Raw genomic sequence first — 17,085 nt, forward strand, 5'->3', positions numbered from 1 at the left:
CCAGGGGGAGGGGGACAGGGGACTGGGCGGGTCAGGGTGGGGCGCTCAGCTGGCGCTGGCGCTGAAGCCGGCCTGCACCAGATCATGCAGACGCAGCAGCCCCTCCAGCAGCAACGGATCGTCGGGCGACACCACGGGCAGCACCGAAATCGCCTGGCGGCGGTTGCGCTCCATCAGCTCGAGGGCCTCGGCGGCCAGCACATCGGGGGTCACGGTGATCGGATCGCTGGTGGCCATCTCGGCGGCTGTGATCCGATCCCAGTCGCCCGGACCGTGACGCTGCAGGGTGCGGCGCAGGTCGCCGTCAGTGATCAGCCCGGCCAGCTTGGAGGGATCGCTGCCATGCACCCAGCTGGCCCCCAGGCTGCCGCGCTTGGGGCTCCCCTGGGTGAGGTGGGCGATCACCACCGGCAGGCGCGCTTCCGGGTGCAGGGCCTCGAGCTCGGCGGCGGGCACCATCAGATCGCCGACGGTGAGGGTGAGACGCCGGCCGAGGGAGCCGGCCGGGTGGTTGATGGCGAAGTCCACCGGCGAGATGCCGGCCCGCTCCATCCACACCAACGCCAGGGCATCGCCGATGGCCATGGCCACGGCCGTGCTGGCGGTGGGGGCCAGGTTGAGGGGGCAGGCCTCCCGGTCCACAGCCCCGTCGAGCACCAGGTCGCAGCCCCGCGCCAGGCTCGACTCCAGCCGTCCCACCAGGGCGATGCGGCTCGTGCCCCGCCGCTTCAGGTGGGGAAGGATCGCCAGCAGCTCCTCCGTCTCACCGCTGTTGGAGAGCAGCAGGGTCACGTCATCGGCGGCCACGATGCCCAGGTCGCCGTGCAGGGCGTCCACGGGATTGAGAAACACCGCCGTGAGGCCGATCGAGGAGAAGGTGGCGGCAATCTTGCGGGCCACGATGCCGCTCTTGCCCACCCCGGTCACCACCAGCTTGGCCCGGCGCTGGCGGCAGCTCTCCAGCAGCTCCAGCGCAGCCTCCACCTGCTGGGGATCGAGACGCTCGGCGGCCGCGGCGATCGCGGAGGCCTCCTCCTGCAGGCAGCGGGTGAGGGCGGACAAGGGCGGCACGGGGATTGGCGTCAATCTTCCAGCACCGCTCAACCCAGCGCCCTTCAACCCAGCACCCTCCCCACCACAGCGGCAGCCGGGAAGCCCGCCCGGCGCAGGCTGCCAACAGCGGCATCCGCCGCCTCGCCCGGCACGGCCGCCAGCAGGGGGCCGCAGGTCTGGGGGTCGATCAGCAGGGCCCGCAGGGCCGTGTCCTGGGCTGCCCTGCCTGGGCCAGATCCGGCGCCAGGCTCCAGCCGCACCGGGCCCGCCAGCAGCTCCAGGGCGCTGGCGTTGGCTGGCGCCAGGCTGCTGGCATGGCCTTGGTGCAGCAGCTCCAGGGCCCCCGCCAAGCTCGGAATAGCCCCGCCCGCCAGCACCACCTCCAGCCCGGCTCCACTCGCCGCCAGCATCTCGCCCAGGTGCCCCAGCAGCCCGTAGCCGGTCACGTCCGTGCAGGCGCGGCAGCCGTGCTGCCGCAGCAGGGGCACCAGGGGGGCCTGGCTCTGCTGCAGCTGCTCGAGGGCGGCGTCGATCCAGCGAGGCCGGGCCGCCCCGGCCATGGCGGCAGCGAACAGCACCCCCGTGCCCAGCGGACGGCTGAGCAGCAGGGCATCGCCTGGCTGCAGCGGCCCCTTGGGCCAGTGCTGTCGCGGCTCCACCACCCCATTGACGCTGAGGGCCAACACCAGCCCACCGCCGTCGCGGGCCTCCAGGGTGTGGCCCCCAAGCAGGGGGGCCTGCAGGGGCTCCAGCACCGAGCGGATCCCGGCCAGGCTCTGGTGCAGCAGCTCCTGCTGCAGGGTCGCCGCGGCCTGGGGCAGGGTCAGCACCGCCAGGGCGCTGTGCACCTGGGCGCCGCTGGCCCAGAGATCGCTGCAGGCGTGCAGGGTGGAGAGGCGGGCGTTGAGCCAGGCATCGGCCACCAGGGCGGGGAAGCCATCCACGCTCTGCAGCAGCAGCGCCCCGTTGGCCGTGCGTGTCACCGAGGCGGCGTCTTCAGCTGAGGTGCTCTGGCCGCTCTGGGCAAGGGCCGCCAGCAGCGGTGCGGCCGGCAGCTTGGCGGCGCAGCCGCGGCAGGCCATGGCGTCAGCGGGGCCGGGCGCCATGGCGCCATCGGGCAGAAAGCGCTGCATGAAGCGCCGGTCGATGCGGTCTTTCCAGCGCCACAGCCAGCGGCTGGGGCCGAGCGCCAGGGGGCCCCACAGGGCGATGGCCCGCGGAGGCCGGCCCGTGGCACCACCGCCATCACCGAGCAGCTGCTGCGCCAGCGCTGGGGTCGCCAGGGGCGCAGGGCCGGTAGCCGGGCAGGATCAGCCGCCAGCAGCCGCTCCAGGTTCACAGCGAGGGTGGGCGCCGCCCGCACGGCCCACACCCCCGCCGGCGCCGGGGCGCGCCGGCCAGCACGGCGCAGTCGCCGCAGGCCAGGATCGCGGGGTGGCCCTGCACCTGCAGGCTGGGCTCGGTGAGCACCCGGCCGCGCCGATCACAGGCCAGGCCGGCGGCGGCGAGCCAGGCGGGAGCGGCGCTTCCCGTGCAGGCCAGATCGGCAGCCGCCTCAGGTTCCACGCCCCGGCGCACCACCACCTGGGCGGCCCGCAGCAGCCGCTCTCCGAGCCGGTTGGCCGCTCCCGAGCCGAGGTGCAACCCCTGGCCGCGCAGCAACAGCTCCACCTGCTGACCGCGGCGGCACAGGGCCAGGGCCAGCTCCACGGCGGCGGCGCCGCCGCCTCGGATGCGCACGCGGCGATCGAAGCGCTCCAGGCCATCCAGCCGGTCGAGGAAGGGCTCCAGCGGCTTCACGGGCAGGGCCGCCCCTGGGCTGCTGCCGGCCGTCACGGCACCCACGTCGAGGCTGAGCCAGTCCCAGCGCAGCGCGGGGCGGTCCTGCAGATCCACCTGGCGATGCTGGGGATCGAGGCCGGTGATCTCGGCGCGGATGAAGGCCACGCCGGCCCGCTGGCAGAGCTGGCGCAGATCGATGCTGGCCTCGTCGCGGCTGTAGAGGCCCGCCACCAGGCCCGGCACCATGCCCGAGTAGAGGGCCGTGCTGTGCCGGCTCACCAGGCTCACCTGGCCCGGCCGGGGCCGCTGACCCCGGCCCATGGCCCAGCGCAGCAGCACCAGGGCATGGGTGTGGCCGCCGCCGGCCAGGAGCAGGTGGCCAGCCGGGCCGGAGGAACGCATGGGCGGGCAGGGAGGGCCGGAGCGGGTGGGGCTCAGAAGGGCAGCGGCATGAAGGCCTTGGCGGCCAGGGGCAGCAGGAACTGCAGGGCATCCACCGTGCCGCCCACCAGGGCCCCCCCAAGGCCATTACCTCCTCCTCCGGGCTGGCCCGGTGGCGCGCTGATCGTTGCGGCCGCCTGGCGCAGCTGGTCCGCCTGGATCTCCTCGCCGCCGGCGGCGTAGAGGCTGGCGGCGTAGTTGAAGTCGTTGGCGGCCAGCTGGGCCTTGCCCTGCTCACCCCTGGTGATGCCCCGGGCCACCCAGCTCACCGCCGCGGCGGGTTGCAGCCGGATTGCCGAACTGAAGAACTGCTCGGCCTCGGGATAGCGGCCCTGCTGAGCGGCCTGCACACCGGCGTTGTGGAGTTCCCCAAAGCTCAGCTGGCCATGGTCCACACCCCGGGCTCCCTGCCAGTGGGCCCGGGAGAGGGCTCCCGGATCGAGCAGGGCACCGCTCAGATCCGCCTGACGCAGGTCGGTGCCCTCCAGCCGGGCGCCGCGCAGGTCTGCTCCACGCAGAGAGGCGCCCTGCAGCGTGGTGAAGCTCAGATCCGCGCCCATCAGCTGGGCGCCATCCAGCCGCGCCTGACCGAGGTTGGCGCGCTGGAGGCGAGCCTGGCGCAGGTCCACATCGTCGAGCCGGGCGTGCACCAGATCGGCGCTGGTGAGGTTGCAGCGCGGGCACTGCCGCTGCTCCAGCAGCTGCAGCAGGTCGTCGGTGGAGCCGGCGAGGGCGGCCCTGCTCAGTAGCGCAGCAGATCCCAGGCTGAGGGCAGCCACCAGCGTGAGGAAGGTGGTGCCTCGGAGCGGGCCCAGGCCTCGGCATGACCACCAGTCCCGTGTCATGGACCAGCTCTCGATTGATTGCTTTATAGCGCCATGTCTCAGTGTCTAGCGTTCTGCCCTGGACAGTGGCGATACGGGTGAGCGACACGGGGGAGCGACATGGCGGCAACCTGACTGCCGCCGCCGCCCGCCTGGGCCAGCCCCCCGGCCGGCTGCTCGATGCCAGTGCCTCCCTGGTGCCCTTCGGGCCTCCCTGGGCCCTGCGCCGTGCCCTGCTGGGGGCGTCCCTCGGTTCGGCCGTGCGGGTCTACCCCGACCGCGGCTGGCAGCGGCTGCGGGGGCAGCTGGCCGCGCTGCATGGGCTGGAGCCGGCCGAGGTGCTGCCAGGCAATGGCGCCGCTGAACTGTTCACCTGGGCGGGCCGCGACGCCGCCGCAGCGGGGCTCAGCCTGGTGCCCCAGCCGGGCTTCGCCGACTACAGCCGGGCCCTCGCCTGCTGGGGCGGCAGCTGGCAGGGGCTGCCCCTGCCGCTGACCTGGCCCCAGGCCTTCCCCCAGCCCTTCCCGGCCCTCCCCGACAGCCCCAGCCCAGCGGGCGAGGCCCAGGTGCTGTGGATCTGCAACCCCCACAACCCCACTGGCCAGCTGTGGAGCCGCCACTCCCTCGAACCGCTGCTGGAGCGCCACCGCCTGGTGGTGTGCGACGAGGCCTTCCTGCCCCTGGTGCCGGGCGGAGAGGCCCAGTCACTGCTGCCCCTGCTGCAGCGCCATCCGAACCTGGTGGTGGTGCGCAGCCTCACCAAGCTGCTGGCCTGCGCCGGCCTGCGCATCGGCTATGCCCTCGGCAGCCCCGAACGGCTGCGGCGCTGGGCCGCCTGGCGCGATCCCTGGCCCGTCAACGGCCTCGCCCTGGCGGCGGTGGAGCAGCTGCTGGCCGATCCGTCGGCCCTGGTGGGCTGGACCCTGCGGGTGCATGGCTGGCTGGCCCGGGAGCAGCCCTGGCTGCGGCGACAGCTCGGGCGCTGGGGCCAGTTCACGGCCATGCCCTCGGCGGCCAACTTCCTGCTGCTGCGCGGCAGCGACCCGCTGGTGGAACTGCGCCAGGCCATGGAGCGCCGCCACGGCATCCTGCTGCGTGACTGCCGGTCGTTCGAGGGGCTCGGCGCCAGCTGGCTGCGACTCGGCCTGCAGGACCGCCGCGGCCATCGGCGGCTGCTGGCGGCCCTGGCCCAGGAGCTGCCCCCCACCGACTGATCAGGCCCGCGCTCAGGCTGGTGCTCAGGAGCGGGATCGGACCCGTCTGGCCGCCACCAGGTCCTGGAGCAGGCTGGCCAGCTGCCGATCGGCATCCGGGGTGTCCAGCCGGGCCATGCCCTCGGCCATCGCCGTGAGCGGATCGGCCTGGGGCGGCACCCGGCGCAGGTGCGGGCCCAGCAGCCGCCAGACGGCCCGCTCCAGGGTGGGCAGCTCAGGCGCGTGCTGCTGCACGATCACGGCGGCCGCCAGACTCGCGGCCGCCTCGGCATTGGCGTCCTGGTGACGGTCGGCCGCGCTGGGATAGGGCACCAGGATGGCCGGGGTGCCACAAGCCGCCAGCTCGCTGAGCGCTCCAGCCCCGGAGCGACTGATGGCCAGGGACGTGGCTTCCAGCAACCCCGCCATCTCATCACTGAAGGGCCGCTCCACCACGCCCGGGGGCAGGGGGGCGCCGGCCTCCGGGTCGCTGCTGCCGGTGAGGTGCACCACCCTGATCCCCGCGGCGCTGAGCCTGGGCAGCAAGGGCCGCACCATCCGGTTCAGGCCCAGGGCTCCCTGACTGCCGCCCATCACCAGCAGCAAGGGGCCCTCGCCGGCGGGCAGCCAGGACGGAGGGGCGGCCGGCTGGCGGAATTCCGGCCTCACCGGGGTACCTGTCACCAGCACCTGACAGCCCGGTAACTGCGCCATGGCCTGGGGCAAGCCCACCGCCAGCCGGGTGCAGAACCGCCCCAGCAGCCGCGTCACCCGCCCCGGCACGGCGTTGCTGTCGTGCAGCACCACGGGCACGCCGCACCAGCGGGCCGCCAGGATCGCCGGGGCGGCGATGTAGCCGCCGCTGCTGAACACCGCGTCGATCTGTTCGCGGCGGAGCAGCCGCCGCACGCTGCCGATCGCCACCAGCAGCCGCAGCAGGTTGAGCAGCTTGCGCAGACCCCGCCCCTGCAGCCCCCCCGCCTTCACCGTGTGCAGGGGGTAGCGCCTGGGCACCAGCTCCCTCTCAAGCCGGTCCGGCACACCCAGCCAGCGCACGTCCCAGCCGGGGGGAAGGGCTTCGGCCACGGCCAGGGCGGGGAAGAGATGTCCACCGGTGCCACTGGCCGCGATCAGGAGCCTGGGCATGGACGTGGCCGCCAACGGTGCCTAACTTAAAAGCCGTCCCAGCAGCAGCATGCGCCACCCCCGGCACCGTTCCCTGCGCGCCACGCTGCTGAGCACGGCGATCCTGCTGCCCCTGCTCGGCCTCGACGCCCCCCTTGCTCCGCAGGCCCGCGCCGCCGAGCCCATCCCGGCCCAGTTCCAGAGCCTCCAGGCCGCCCTCAATGGCCAGGGAGATCTGGAAGCCCTGCTGAAGGGCGGCCCCGACCTGGACCCGGCCGATGTGGTGCGCCGACGCAACACCCTGCTGCGCCAGTTCCCCGATGCCCGCTGGACCCTGACTCCTGGCGAAGCCCTGCGGGACGGCCGCGCCACGGTGAAACTGCAGGTGAGCGGCAGCCGCACCGACGGGCCCACCACCTATCGCCTCGAGGCGGAACAGCGGCTCGCCCTCGAGACTGACGGCCGCCGCATCACCGGCCAGACCGTGATCAACGAGCAATCGGTGCTGCGCAGCGGCGACGCCCCCCTGCCCGTGAGCCTGCTGATCCCCGATGCGGTGCTCACCGGCCAGCGCTACGACGTGGACGTGATCTTTGACGAGCCCCTGGACGGAGCGATTGCCGCGGGCGGCATCGTGGCCCTCAGCCCCCAGGATGTGGCCACCCAGGACAGCCCCACCCTGCAGCTCGGGGCCCTCGGCGGCGGCGGCCTGTTCAAGACGGTGCAGGCCCCTTACACCCCCGGGGAGCAGACCTGGGCCGTGCTGATGGTGCACCCCAAGGGGATCGTGAGCGCCACCAAGCGGGTGCGGGTGGTGGCGGATCGGGCCCAGCTCACCCTCTGAACCCACTCACTCCCTGAACCAACGGGCCAGAGCTGAAACGTCGTCGTCGCCGTGGCCCCGGGCGATCAGGGCTCTTCGATGGCGGCCACCCGCTCGGCCATGGGCAGGGAGAGATCCACGGCGGCGGCAGCCTCCAGGGCAATGGCGAGATCCTTGCGATGCAGCGCCAGCCGGAAGCCCAGGGGGTAGTGCCCCTCCAGCATCTGGTCGGCGCGGTGCTCCAGGGCCCAGGAGCCGGCCGCCCCCAGCTTCAGGGCTTCCACCACCTGGGGCATGGGCAGCCCCAGGCGACTGCCCAGCGCCATCGCCTCGGCGACGGCCCCGTAGCTGCCCGCCACCAGCACCTGGTTCACGGCCTTGGCCTGCTGACCCGCCCCCACGGGCCCGAAGTGGCTGATGCGCTGCCCCACCACCTCCAGCACGGGCCTGGCCCGCTTCAGGTGGTGCGGCGCCGCCCCCACCAGCACCGAGAGGGTTCCGGCGGCGGCCCCCTCGGTACCGCCGGTCACGGGGGCATCCAGGTAGGCCACGCCGTGGTCGGCCAAGCGGGCGGCCAGCTGGCGGCTGCTGGCCGGGGCGATCGTGGAGAAGTCGATCACCAGGGATCCGGGCCGCAGCCCTTCGATCGCCCCGGCGGGACCGAAGAGCACCGCCTCCACCGCAGGCCCATCGCTCACGCAGATGCAGAGCAGATCGGCGCCCGCCGCTGCTTCTGCCGGACTGCTGGCTGAGCGAGCCCCGGCGGCCACAAGCGGCTCCTGCCTGGCGCCGCTGCGGTTGTGGACCAGCAAGGGGTAGCCCTCGGCCAGCAGATTGGTGGCCATGGGGGCACCGAGTGCCCCCAGCCCCAGGAAGGCCACGCTCGGGGCTGATGGCGGCGGGTTGATCGGGTCTGTCAACGATTGGGTCATCGGGTGTGCCGCCTCTGAGCGATCTGGCTGGAGAAAGGCCCCGGGCCACCCCACCTCAGCGAAGCCCCCCCTGACCTCAAGCCACGGCCTCAGACCTCATCAAGTGCAGCCACCCCCGGCAGCACCTTGCCCTCCAGCAGCTCCAGGCTGGCGCCGCCGCCGGTGGAGATGTGGCTCATCTTGTCGGCCACACCCACCTTCTCCACGGCGGCCACGGAGTCGCCGCCGCCGATGATCGTGCAGCAGCCCTTGGCGCTGAGGTCGGCCAGGGTGTGGGCGATGCCGTTGGTGCCGGCGGCGAACTGGTCGAACTCGAACACGCCCATGGGGCCGTTCCAGATCACGGTCTTGCAGTCGGAGAGGGCCGCCTGGAAGGCCTTGAGGGCATCGGGACCGATGTCGAGGCCCATCCAGCCGTCGGGGATGGCGTCGATCGGGGTGGTCTGGCTGTTGGCGTCGGGGGCGAAGGCATCGGCCAGCACCACATCGGTGGGCAGCAGCAGCTGAACCCCCTTGGCGGCCGCCTTGGCCTCCAGCTCCTTGGCAAGCTCCAGCTTGTCCTCCTCCACCAGGCTCTTGCCCACTGCCAGGCCACGGGCCTTGTAGAAGGTGAAGATCATGCCGCCGCCGATCAGCACCTTGTCGCACTTGTCGATCAGGGCCTCGAGCACGCCGATCTTGCTGCTCACCTTGGAGCCGCCCACGATCGCCGCCAGGGGGCGCTTGGGCTCGTCGATGGCGCCCTGCAGGTACTGCAGCTCCTTCTCCATCAGGTAGCCGGCCACGCTGGGGCTGAGGGCCTTGGTAACCCCTTCGGTGGAGGCGTGGGCACGGTGGGCGGCGCCGAAGGCGTCGTTCACATAGACATCAGCCAGGGCGGCGAGCTTGGCGGCGAAGCCAGGATCGTTCTTCTCTTCCTCGGCGAAGAAGCGCACGTTCTCCAGCAACACCACATCGCCGTCGGCCATGGCGGCCACCTTGGCCTCGGCGTCGGGGCCGATGCAGCTCTCGGTTTTCAGCACCGGCTGGCCCAGCAGCTCAGCCAGGCGGGCGGCCACCGGGGTGAGGCGCATGGCCTCGTTCACCTGGCCCTTGGGCCGGCCGAAGTGGGCCGCCAGGATCACCTTGGCGCCCTTGCCGGTGAGGGCGTTGATGGTGGGCAGGGCGGCCCGGATGCGGGTGTCATCGGTGATGGCGCCGGCATCATCCAGCGGTACGTTGAAGTCGACCCGCACCAGCACGCGCTTGCCGCGCAGGTCGTCGGCGGAGAGGCTGGCCAGGGATCGCTTCGCCATGGAGTGCGCGGGTAGGGGTAGGGATAAACGGGCGGGAGCTTAGCTCCCAGCCCCCTCTACCACCCGGACGGCCGATCTGACCAGCCGCTGGGGTCTGGATGGCCGCCCGGGGCGCCGCGCTCCAGACTGACGCCACTGGGGCATCGACCCATGTTCGACACCGTTCTCTTCCCGATCGATCGCAGCCGCCAGGCTCTCGACACCGCCGCCGTGGCCCTGCAGCTGGCGCAGCAGCACAGCAGCCGCCTGGTGCTGCTCTCCGTTGTGGAGCCCGACGACGACCCGGCCGCGGTGGCCGCCCTGCTGCAGGAGGCGCGCCAGAGCTTCGAGCAGCAGGGGGTGGCCTGTGAGCTGGTGGAGCGGGAGGGCAAGCCCGCCTTCGTGATCGGCGATGTGGCCGATGAGATCAATGCCGATGTGATCGTGATGGGTACCCGCGGCATTTCCATCGAGAGCGATCAACAGAGCACCGCGGCCCGGGTGATCCAGCTGGCGCCGTGTCCGGTGCTGGTGGTGCCCTGATGCCCCCCCAGCCCCAGACCATCCAGCTCAGCGTCAACGCGCCGGCGATTCAGTGGTATCCGGGCCACATCGCCAAGGCGGAGAAGGCCCTGGCGGAAGCGCTCGCCAAGGTGGACCTGGTGATCGAGGTGCGGGATGCCCGCATCCCCCTGGCCACGGGCCATCCCCGCCTGCAGCGCTGGATCGGCAGCAAGCACCACCTGCTGGCCCTGAACCGGGTGGACATGATCCCCCGGGCGGCCCGGGAGGAGTGGAGCGCCTGGTTCAAGCGGCAGGGCCAGCAGGTGTGGTGGTGTGACGCCAAGGTGGGCACCGGCGTGAAACAGCTGCAGCAGGCCGCCATCCGGGCCGGCGCCGCCCTCACGCCCGCCGCCTGGGTCGGGGCATGCGGCCGCGGCCTGTGCGGGCCTTGATGCTGGGCTTTCCCAATGTGGGCAAGTCGGCCCTGATCAACCGGCTGGTGCGCCAGAAGGTGGTGGACAGTGCCCGCCGGGCCGGCGTCACCCGCAGCCTGCGCTGGGTGCGGCTGGGCCAGGACCTCGACCTGCTCGATGCCCCCGGCGTGCTGCCGCCCCGGCTGGATGACCAGCAGCTGGCCCTGCGGCTGGCCCTCTGCGACGACATCGGCCAGGCGGCCTATGACAACGAGGCGGCCGCCCTCGCCTTCCTGCAGTTGCTGGTGCTGTTGCAGGCGGTGCCGGCCTCCGGAGTGCCGCGGGATCTGCTGCTGCGCCGCTATGGCCTGGCCCAGGCCGACCTCCCCTCCGGGGGCCCCGATGTGGAGGGCTGGCTGCAGGCCGCCGCCGGGCGGCACACCAGCGGCGACAGCCTGCGCATGGCCACCAAGCTGCTGGATGACTTCCGCTGCTCCAGGCTCGGGGCCCTGGCCCTGGAGCTGCCGGCGGCACCGCTGGCATGAGCGCAGAGCCGATGCGGGCAGAGCCGATTCACCCAGCGAAGAGGAGGCGTTGCTGATGGCCGCGTTCGGCGAGGGAGCAGGCGAGCTGCTGACGCTCTCCTATCCGAAGCCGCTGCCGATGCGGCTGGATCGCTGGCTGGTGGCCCAGCGCCCGGAGCAGAGCCGGGCCCGGATCCAGAAGTTCATCGAAGCGGGCTACGTGCGGGTGAATGGGATCACCGGACGGGCCAAGACCCCCCTGCGGCTGGGCGATCAAGTGGAGCTCTGGATGCCACCACCGGAGCCGCTGCCCTACCTGGTGGCCCAGGAGATGCCCCTCGATGTGCTTTACGAGGATGCCCACCTGATCGTGCTCAACAAGCCAGCCGGCCTCACGGTGCATCCGGCGCCGGGCAACAGGGACGGCACCCTGGTGAACGGCCTGCTGCACCACTGCCCCGACCTGCCCGGCATCGGCGGCGAACTGCGCCCCGGCATCGTGCACCGGCTCGACAAGGACACCACCGGCTGCATCGTGGTGGCCAAGAGCCAGGAGGCCCTGGTGAAGCTGCAGGTGCAGATCCAGAAGCGCATCGCCTCCCGCCACTACCTCGGCGTGGTGCACGGCCAACCCCGCGCCGACCACGGCACGGTGATTGGCGCGATCGGCCGCCATCCGGTGGATCGCAAGAAATACGCCGTGGTGTGCGATGCCAGCGGGCGGCACGCCTGCACCCACTGGTCGGTGCAGGAGCGGCTGGGGGATTTCGCGCTGCTGCGCTTCCAGCTCGACACCGGCCGCACCCACCAGATCCGGGTGCACGCCGCCCACATCGGCCATCCGATCGTGGGCGACCCCGCCTACTCCCGCTGCCGGCGCCTGCCCGTGGCCCTGCCGGGGCAGGCCCTGCACGCCGTGCAACTGAGCCTGGATCACCCGATCAGCCGCGAACGCCTGGTGTGTGAGGCACCACTGCCAGCGGCGTTCGAGCGGCTGCTGGAGCAGCTGCGGGGCAGGCTGCGCTGAAAGGGGTCTCGGCTCAGAGCATTCCCACCAGCATGTCGTCGAAGTGGGTGGTGAACGTGCCGGCGCTGGGCTCGTTGCGCTTGTAGATCCCGAACTTGAAGCGGTAGTAAGGGGTGGGGCCGCGGTTGGGGATCGGCTGCACATTGGGTGTTCCTGCCCGACCCCTCCAGTTGCCGATCTGCTTGCCATCGGCGGCCACGCTCATGGTGCTGTTTTTGCCAGGACGAAAGCGGAAGCGCATCTGGAAGTTGTGCCACTGCCCCGGCACAAAGCTGAAGGGGGCCACCTTGTTGAGTTGGCGGGAGCCGCCTTTCACGGTCTTGGTAATGAAGTCCACCTTGTGGGATTCCCCCCTGCGCATGCGGAGGCCCACAAACGGGTTCTTGCCGCCCAGCTGCCAGAGTTGCATCAGGTAGTAGGAGTTGTCGGATACCCCACTGCCCTTGGGAATGCGCATCCTGAAGTTGGCCTGGAGCGCTCTCCCAGCCTTGAAATACCCCTGCTGAGTGAGCTCAGCGCGATCCTTCTGACCATTCCCCCTGCCGTTCACGCTGAAGCTCAGAAAGCGGTTACTACCTTCCTCGCGCAGGCTCACTGGCGAGAAGGCCCCCTGGTATTTGCCAAGCAAATCAGGGGAGCCTGCTTCGCTGTAGTTGCCGCCGCTACCCAGACGGGCGCTTGGCCCTAACGCGACCTTCCGGACTGTGGGGTGGCGATTGAAAACGCGTCCATCACCGGTGAGGCGAATGGTGGTGGCTTTAGGTACGCGGATACCGCGGCCCGCCCGCCAGGTTGGCCGGCCCTTTCTGTTCCGCTTCCGCATGGGATGGGCGGCTGGGGCTTGCCTCCCTCAGCCAGATGAAGAGTGGTTGCAGATTGTGGCTCTTGGCCGGGTGCTGCAAGTGCACATTTCGATCTCCGGACCAGCCCCCCGCTCAGGCGGGCTGGGGCAGCCGCGGGCAGGCCTCCACCAGGGTGCGGGTGATGGCGGCCCGGGGATGACGCAGCAGCTCTGCCCCCGGGCCCTGCTCCACGATCCTGCCGCCCTCCAGCACGATCACCCGGTGGCAGAAGCCGCCGGCCACCGAGAGGTCGTGGGTCACGAACAGCAGACCCAGCCCAAGCCGCTGCTGCAGATCCCGCAGCAGGGCCAGCACATCGGCCTGCACCTCGGCATCGAGCATGCTCACGCTCTCGTCGCAGAGCAGCACCCTCGGCTCCAGAATCAACGCCCGGGCGATGGCCACCCGCTGTTGCTGGCCGCCGGAGAGCTGGCGGGGCAGCCTCTGCTCGAACGCCTCCGGCGGGTTCAGGCCCACCGCCGCCAGCAGCTCCCGGGCCCGCTGCCGGGCCGCCGGCCGGCTGGCCAGGCCGTGGATGCGCAGGGGATCGGCCACGGCGTCAGCCACCGTCATCTGGGGATTGAGGCAGGCCAGGGGGTCCTGGAACACCATCTGAAGACCGCGGCGGGCCTGCCGCAGCGCCTCGCCGCGCAGCTGCCGCAGGTCGATGCCATCCAGGCGCACCGCCCCGCCCTGCACGGCGGTGAGGCCCATCAGGGCCCGGCAGAGGGTGCTCTTGCCGCAGCCTGAGGCCCCCACGATTCCCACGGTCTCGCCGCGGCTCACCTCCAGGCTCACCCCATCGACGGCCTTCAGCCAGCGGGGCCGCCAAGGGGCCGAGGGCAAAGGATGCCAGCAGCGCAGAGCCTCAATCTCCAGCAGCCGCTGCCGCTCACCCGGTGGACGGGCGCCCGCCGCCTCCCGCTCGCGGGCTCGGGCCACAAGCCGCTGGCTCAGCGGCGCCTGCGGCTCCAGCAGCAGCTGCCGGGCCGGAGCCTGTTCGATCAGGCGGCCCTGGTCGAGCACGGCGATCTGGTCACACCAGCGCCCGGCCATGGCCAGATCGTGGCTGATCAGCAGCAGGGCGCTGCCGGCCTCGCGGCAGAGCTGGGTGAGCTCCGCCATCACCTGGCCGGCCACGGCCACATCGAGGCTGGTGGTGGGTTCATCGGCGATCACCAGGGGCGGTCGCAGCGCCATGGCCAGGGCAATGGCCAGCCGCTGGCGCATGCCGCCGCTGAAGGCGTGGGGGTAGTTGTCAAAGCGCTCCGCGCTGATGCCCACCCGCTGCAGCAGATCCTCGGCCCGCTGCCGCAGGGCGCGCCGCCTCCAGCCGGGGCGATGGGCCGCCAGGGTGTCGGTGAGGTGATCCCCCACCGTCAGCAACGGATTGAGCCGCGTCATCGGATCCTGGAACACCAGGCCCACCGCTTCGCCACGCAGACGGCGCAGGGCGGCCCGGCCCAGCTGGCGCGGATCCTGGCCACCGAGGCTGAGGCTGCCGCTGCACTGGCTGCCCTCGGGCAGCAGCTGCAGGGCGGCCCGGGCCACGGTGCTCTTGCCACAGCCGGAGGGGCCCACCAGGGCGAGGGTCTGGCCGGGATGCAGCTCCAGGACCAGGCCGTCGAGGGTGGGGCTCGGCGCGCCTGGATAGCGGACCACCAGGTCCTTGAAACACAGCACGGGCTCAGTCATGGCCCCCAGCTTGGATCCGCTGACGCCGAGACTGGTCCCGATCGGGCCGCACCTGCCTACGATTGGTGCAGTCCGCAAGGTTGCATGCTCCGCGCGGTTTCCGATCTGAACCCCCCGCTGGAGCGCACCGACGCCCCGGGCCCAGAGACGGATCACCCGGCTGTGGGTGGTCTCGAAACCCCTGCAGTGACTGCGACCCGTCAGCGCAGTCCAAGCGTCAGTCAGGGCTGCAGACCAGCCTGGAGAGCCTGGGGACGGCCCCATGCCTCGACCTCGCCATCGGGCCTCCGGCGGCCCGGGCGCTCCCCAAGCCACGCCCGATCCACAGTCCGGACGACTACGGCGTGCCGCTGCCGCAGTGGCTCCAGCACTGCATCGAGCACGCCCCTCCTGGCGACGGCCAGTCGTGTCCCACCGACGCCGAGGCCCTGCTGGCCTCCGCCTTTGATTTCGCCTACCAGCTCCACGAGGGCCAGTACCGGGCCTGCGGCGATCCTTACATCGTGCACCCGATCGCCGTGGCGGATCTGCTGCGGGACATCGGCGCCAGCGCCAGCGTGATCGCCGCCGGCTTCCTCCACGACGTGGTGGAGGACACCGAGGTCACCCCCGAGGAGCTGGAACAGCACTTCGGCGGCGAGGTGCGCGCCCTGGTGGAGGGCGTGACCAAGCTGGGCGGCATCCACTTCACCAACAAAACCGAGGCCCAGGCCGAGAACCTGCGGCGGATGTTCCTGGCCATGGCCAGCGACATCCGCGTCGTGCTGGTGAAACTGGCCGACCGGCTGCACAACATGCGCACCCTCGGGGCGCTGAAACCCGAGAAGCAGCTGCGCATCGCCCGCGAAACGCGCGAGATCTACGCCCCCCTGGCCAACAGGCTCGGCATCGGCCGACTCAAGTGGGAACTGGAGGATCTGGCCTTCAAGATCCTGGAGCCCGAGGCGTATCGCGACGTGCAGCTGCAGGTGGCCACCAAGCGCAGTGAGCGCGAGGAGCGGCTGCAGGTCACGGTGCAGTTGCTGCGCGACAAGCTCGCCGCCGTGGGGCTCTCGGCCTGCGAGGTGAGCGGCCGCCCCAAGCACCTCTATGGCATCTGGAGCAAGATGCAGCGCCAGCAGAAGGCGTTCCACGAGATCTACGACGTGGCCGCCCTGCGCATCCTCTGCCCCAGCCTCGATGGCTGCTACCGCTCCCTGGCGGTGGTGCACGACACCTTCCGGCCGATCCCCGGACGCTTCAAGGACTACATCGGCCTGCCGAAACCGAATGGCTACCAGTCGTTGCACACGGCGGTGATCGGCCGCCATCGGCCGATCGAGGTGCAGATCCGCACTGCCGAGATGCACCAGGTGGCGGAATACGGCATCGCTGCCCACTGGAAATACAAAGAAGGCGGTTCACCTGCTGCCCTCGGCAACGACGCCGAGCGCTTCAACTGGCTGCGCCAGCTGGTGGACTGGCAAAAAGATGGTGGCGCCCAGGACAGCAACGACTATCTCGCCTCGATCAAGGAAGACCTCTTCGATGAGGAGGTGTTCGTGTTCACCCCCAATGGCGATGTGGTGGGCCTGCGCAAGGGATCCACGGCGGTGGATTTTGCCTTCCGCATTCATTCCGAGGTGGGCAACCACTGCCAGGGGGCACGTATCAACGACCGCCTCTGCCCCCTGGCCACGCCGCTCCAGAACGGCGACTTTGTGCAGATCCTCACCGCCAAGGCGGCCCATCCCAGCCTCGACTGGCTCAACTTCGTGGCCACCCCCACGGCCCGCAACCGGATCCGGGCCTGGTACAAGAAGAGCCATCGCGAGGCCAACATCCAGCGCGGCACCGAGATGCTGGAGCGGGAGCTGGGCCGTGAGGGCTTCGATGCCCTGCTCAACGGCGAGGCGATGGCCAAGGTGGCCCGCCGCTGCAACCTGATCAGCACCGACGACCTGCTCGCCAACCTCGGCTTCGGCGGAGTGACCCTGCACCAGGTGCTCAACCGCCTGCGCGAGGAGCTGCGCCTCGCCAACAGCGCTGCCGCCCCGGTGCTCAGCAACGAGGAACTGGCCCGCTCCGTGAAAAACCAGGCCGGCCCGCCCACCGCCACGGCCAGCCCGATCGGCCCCGGAGCCTCCAGCGCCATCCTGGGGCTTGAGGGCCTCGACTACCGGCTGGGCGGTTGCTGCAGTCCCCTGCCGGGGGAAGCGATTCTGGCGGCGGTGGCCCTCGGCAACCACGGCATCACAATTCACCGCCAGGACTGCGCCAACGTGCAGCAGGTGCCGCCCGAGCGCCGCCTACCCGTGCGCTGGAACCCCACCTCCGACCAGGAGAAGCGCCGCTATCCGGTGCAGCTGCGCATCGAGGTGCTCGATCGGGTGGGCGTGCTCAAGGACATCCTGATGCGCCTCTCCGACCACCGCATCAACGTGAGCGACGCCCGGGTGCGCACCACCCCCGGCAAGCCGGCCCGCATTGAACTGCGGGTGGAACTCAGCGGCGCCCACCAGCTCAGCGGCACCATCAACCAGATCGCCTCGATGGCGGATGTGCTCGACATCTGTCGGACGGGGATTGGCTGACCCGGCAGAGGCCTTAGTCCCTAGGAGTTTTAGGAGGTCTTCAAGCAGGCCAAACTCCGT

At 71.3% G+C, this 17,085-nt stretch carries 14 protein-coding genes and 1 pseudogene; 6 read left to right on the top strand and 9 right to left on the bottom strand.

The features are described 5' to 3' along the window. Positions 1-45 precede the first annotated feature (45 nt). The 4 genes from IQ220_RS02310 to IQ220_RS02320 all read right to left on the bottom strand — a co-directional run bounded on the left by IQ220_RS02310 (position 46) and on the right by IQ220_RS02320 (position 4,055). Positions 46-1,062 (bottom strand): SIS domain-containing protein, encoded by a 1,017-nt coding sequence (locus IQ220_RS02310; RefSeq protein WP_193913197.1) that lies wholly within the window; start codon positions 1,060-1,062, stop codon positions 46-48. 53 nt (positions 1,063-1,115) lie between these two features. After that, on the bottom strand, positions 1,116-2,186 hold the full coding sequence (gene selD / locus IQ220_RS15480) for a selenide, water dikinase SelD (RefSeq protein ID WP_228008803.1): 1,071 nt from the start codon (positions 2,184-2,186) through the stop codon (positions 1,116-1,118). A gap of 202 nt (positions 2,187-2,388) precedes the next feature. After that, entirely contained in the window at positions 2,389-3,237 is an 849-nt protein-coding gene (locus IQ220_RS15485; protein ID WP_228008802.1) for a hypothetical protein, read from the bottom strand. Positions 3,238-3,269: 32 nt separating this feature from the next. Continuing rightward, positions 3,270-4,055, bottom strand: a complete 786-nt coding sequence (locus tag IQ220_RS02320) for a pentapeptide repeat-containing protein (protein WP_370566307.1) — start codon at positions 4,053-4,055, stop codon at positions 3,270-3,272. Positions 4,056-4,198: 143 nt separating this feature from the next. On the opposite strand from IQ220_RS02320, the gene IQ220_RS02325 reads away from it, so the two are divergent. Beyond that, positions 4,199-5,314: an aminotransferase class I/II-fold pyridoxal phosphate-dependent enzyme gene (locus tag IQ220_RS02325; RefSeq protein ID WP_193913018.1), complete on the top strand. Its 1,116-nt coding sequence runs from the start codon at positions 4,199-4,201 to the stop codon at positions 5,312-5,314. Positions 5,315-5,338: 24 nt separating this feature from the next. On the opposite strand, the gene IQ220_RS02330 is transcribed toward IQ220_RS02325, so the two are convergent. Then, entirely contained in the window at positions 5,339-6,439 is a 1,101-nt protein-coding gene (locus tag IQ220_RS02330; RefSeq protein WP_193913016.1) for a glycosyltransferase, read from the bottom strand. A 49-nt stretch (positions 6,440-6,488) separates the two neighbouring features. On the opposite strand from IQ220_RS02330, the gene IQ220_RS02335 reads away from it, so the two are divergent. Next, on the top strand, positions 6,489-7,262 hold the full coding sequence (locus IQ220_RS02335; RefSeq protein WP_225875722.1) for a hypothetical protein: 774 nt from the start codon (positions 6,489-6,491) through the stop codon (positions 7,260-7,262). Between the two features lie 65 nt (positions 7,263-7,327). Here IQ220_RS02335 and IQ220_RS02340 read toward each other — a convergent pair whose 3' ends face one another. Together IQ220_RS02340 and pgk are read right to left on the bottom strand one after the other, a co-directional pair. Continuing rightward, complete coding sequence (locus IQ220_RS02340; protein WP_370566306.1) at positions 7,328-8,173, bottom strand: NAD(P)-dependent oxidoreductase; 846 nt, start codon at positions 8,171-8,173, stop codon at positions 7,328-7,330. A gap of 89 nt (positions 8,174-8,262) precedes the next feature. Further along, positions 8,263-9,468: a phosphoglycerate kinase gene (pgk, locus tag IQ220_RS02345; protein ID WP_193913014.1), complete on the bottom strand. Its 1,206-nt coding sequence runs from the start codon at positions 9,466-9,468 to the stop codon at positions 8,263-8,265. Between the two features lie 150 nt (positions 9,469-9,618). Between pgk and IQ220_RS02350 the strand changes: the two genes are divergently transcribed. From IQ220_RS02350 to IQ220_RS02360, 3 genes and pseudogenes are all read left to right on the top strand, one after another. Next, on the top strand, positions 9,619-9,990 hold the full coding sequence (locus IQ220_RS02350) for a universal stress protein (protein ID WP_186698104.1): 372 nt from the start codon (positions 9,619-9,621) through the stop codon (positions 9,988-9,990). Beyond that, positions 9,990-10,909 (top strand): annotated as a pseudogene (ylqF, locus tag IQ220_RS02355) (ribosome biogenesis GTPase YlqF). Before IQ220_RS02350 ends, ylqF begins: the two are co-directional and overlap by 1 nt. Before the next feature lie 55 nt (positions 10,910-10,964). Then, the gene (locus IQ220_RS02360; protein ID WP_193913012.1) at positions 10,965-11,915 is read left to right on the top strand and encodes an RluA family pseudouridine synthase; all 951 of its coding nucleotides are present in this window, start codon (positions 10,965-10,967) and stop codon (positions 11,913-11,915) included. Positions 11,916-11,928: 13 nt separating this feature from the next. Here the strand turns inward: IQ220_RS02360 and IQ220_RS02365 are convergent, their stop codons facing one another. Beyond that, positions 11,929-12,738, bottom strand: a complete 810-nt coding sequence (locus IQ220_RS02365; protein ID WP_193913011.1) for a heparin lyase I family protein — start codon at positions 12,736-12,738, stop codon at positions 11,929-11,931. Positions 12,739-12,850: 112 nt separating this feature from the next. Next, a complete protein-coding gene (locus IQ220_RS02370) occupies positions 12,851-14,452 on the bottom strand; it encodes an ABC transporter ATP-binding protein (protein ID WP_193913003.1) in 1,602 nt (533 codons plus the stop codon). Positions 14,453-14,730: 278 nt separating this feature from the next. On the opposite strand from IQ220_RS02370, the gene IQ220_RS02375 reads away from it, so the two are divergent. Further along, entirely contained in the window at positions 14,731-17,025 is a 2,295-nt protein-coding gene (locus IQ220_RS02375; RefSeq protein ID WP_370566314.1) for a bifunctional (p)ppGpp synthetase/guanosine-3',5'-bis(diphosphate) 3'-pyrophosphohydrolase, read from the top strand. The last annotated feature ends 60 nt before the right edge of the window (positions 17,026-17,085 follow it).

The organism is Cyanobium sp. LEGE 06113 (genome assembly GCF_015207615.1).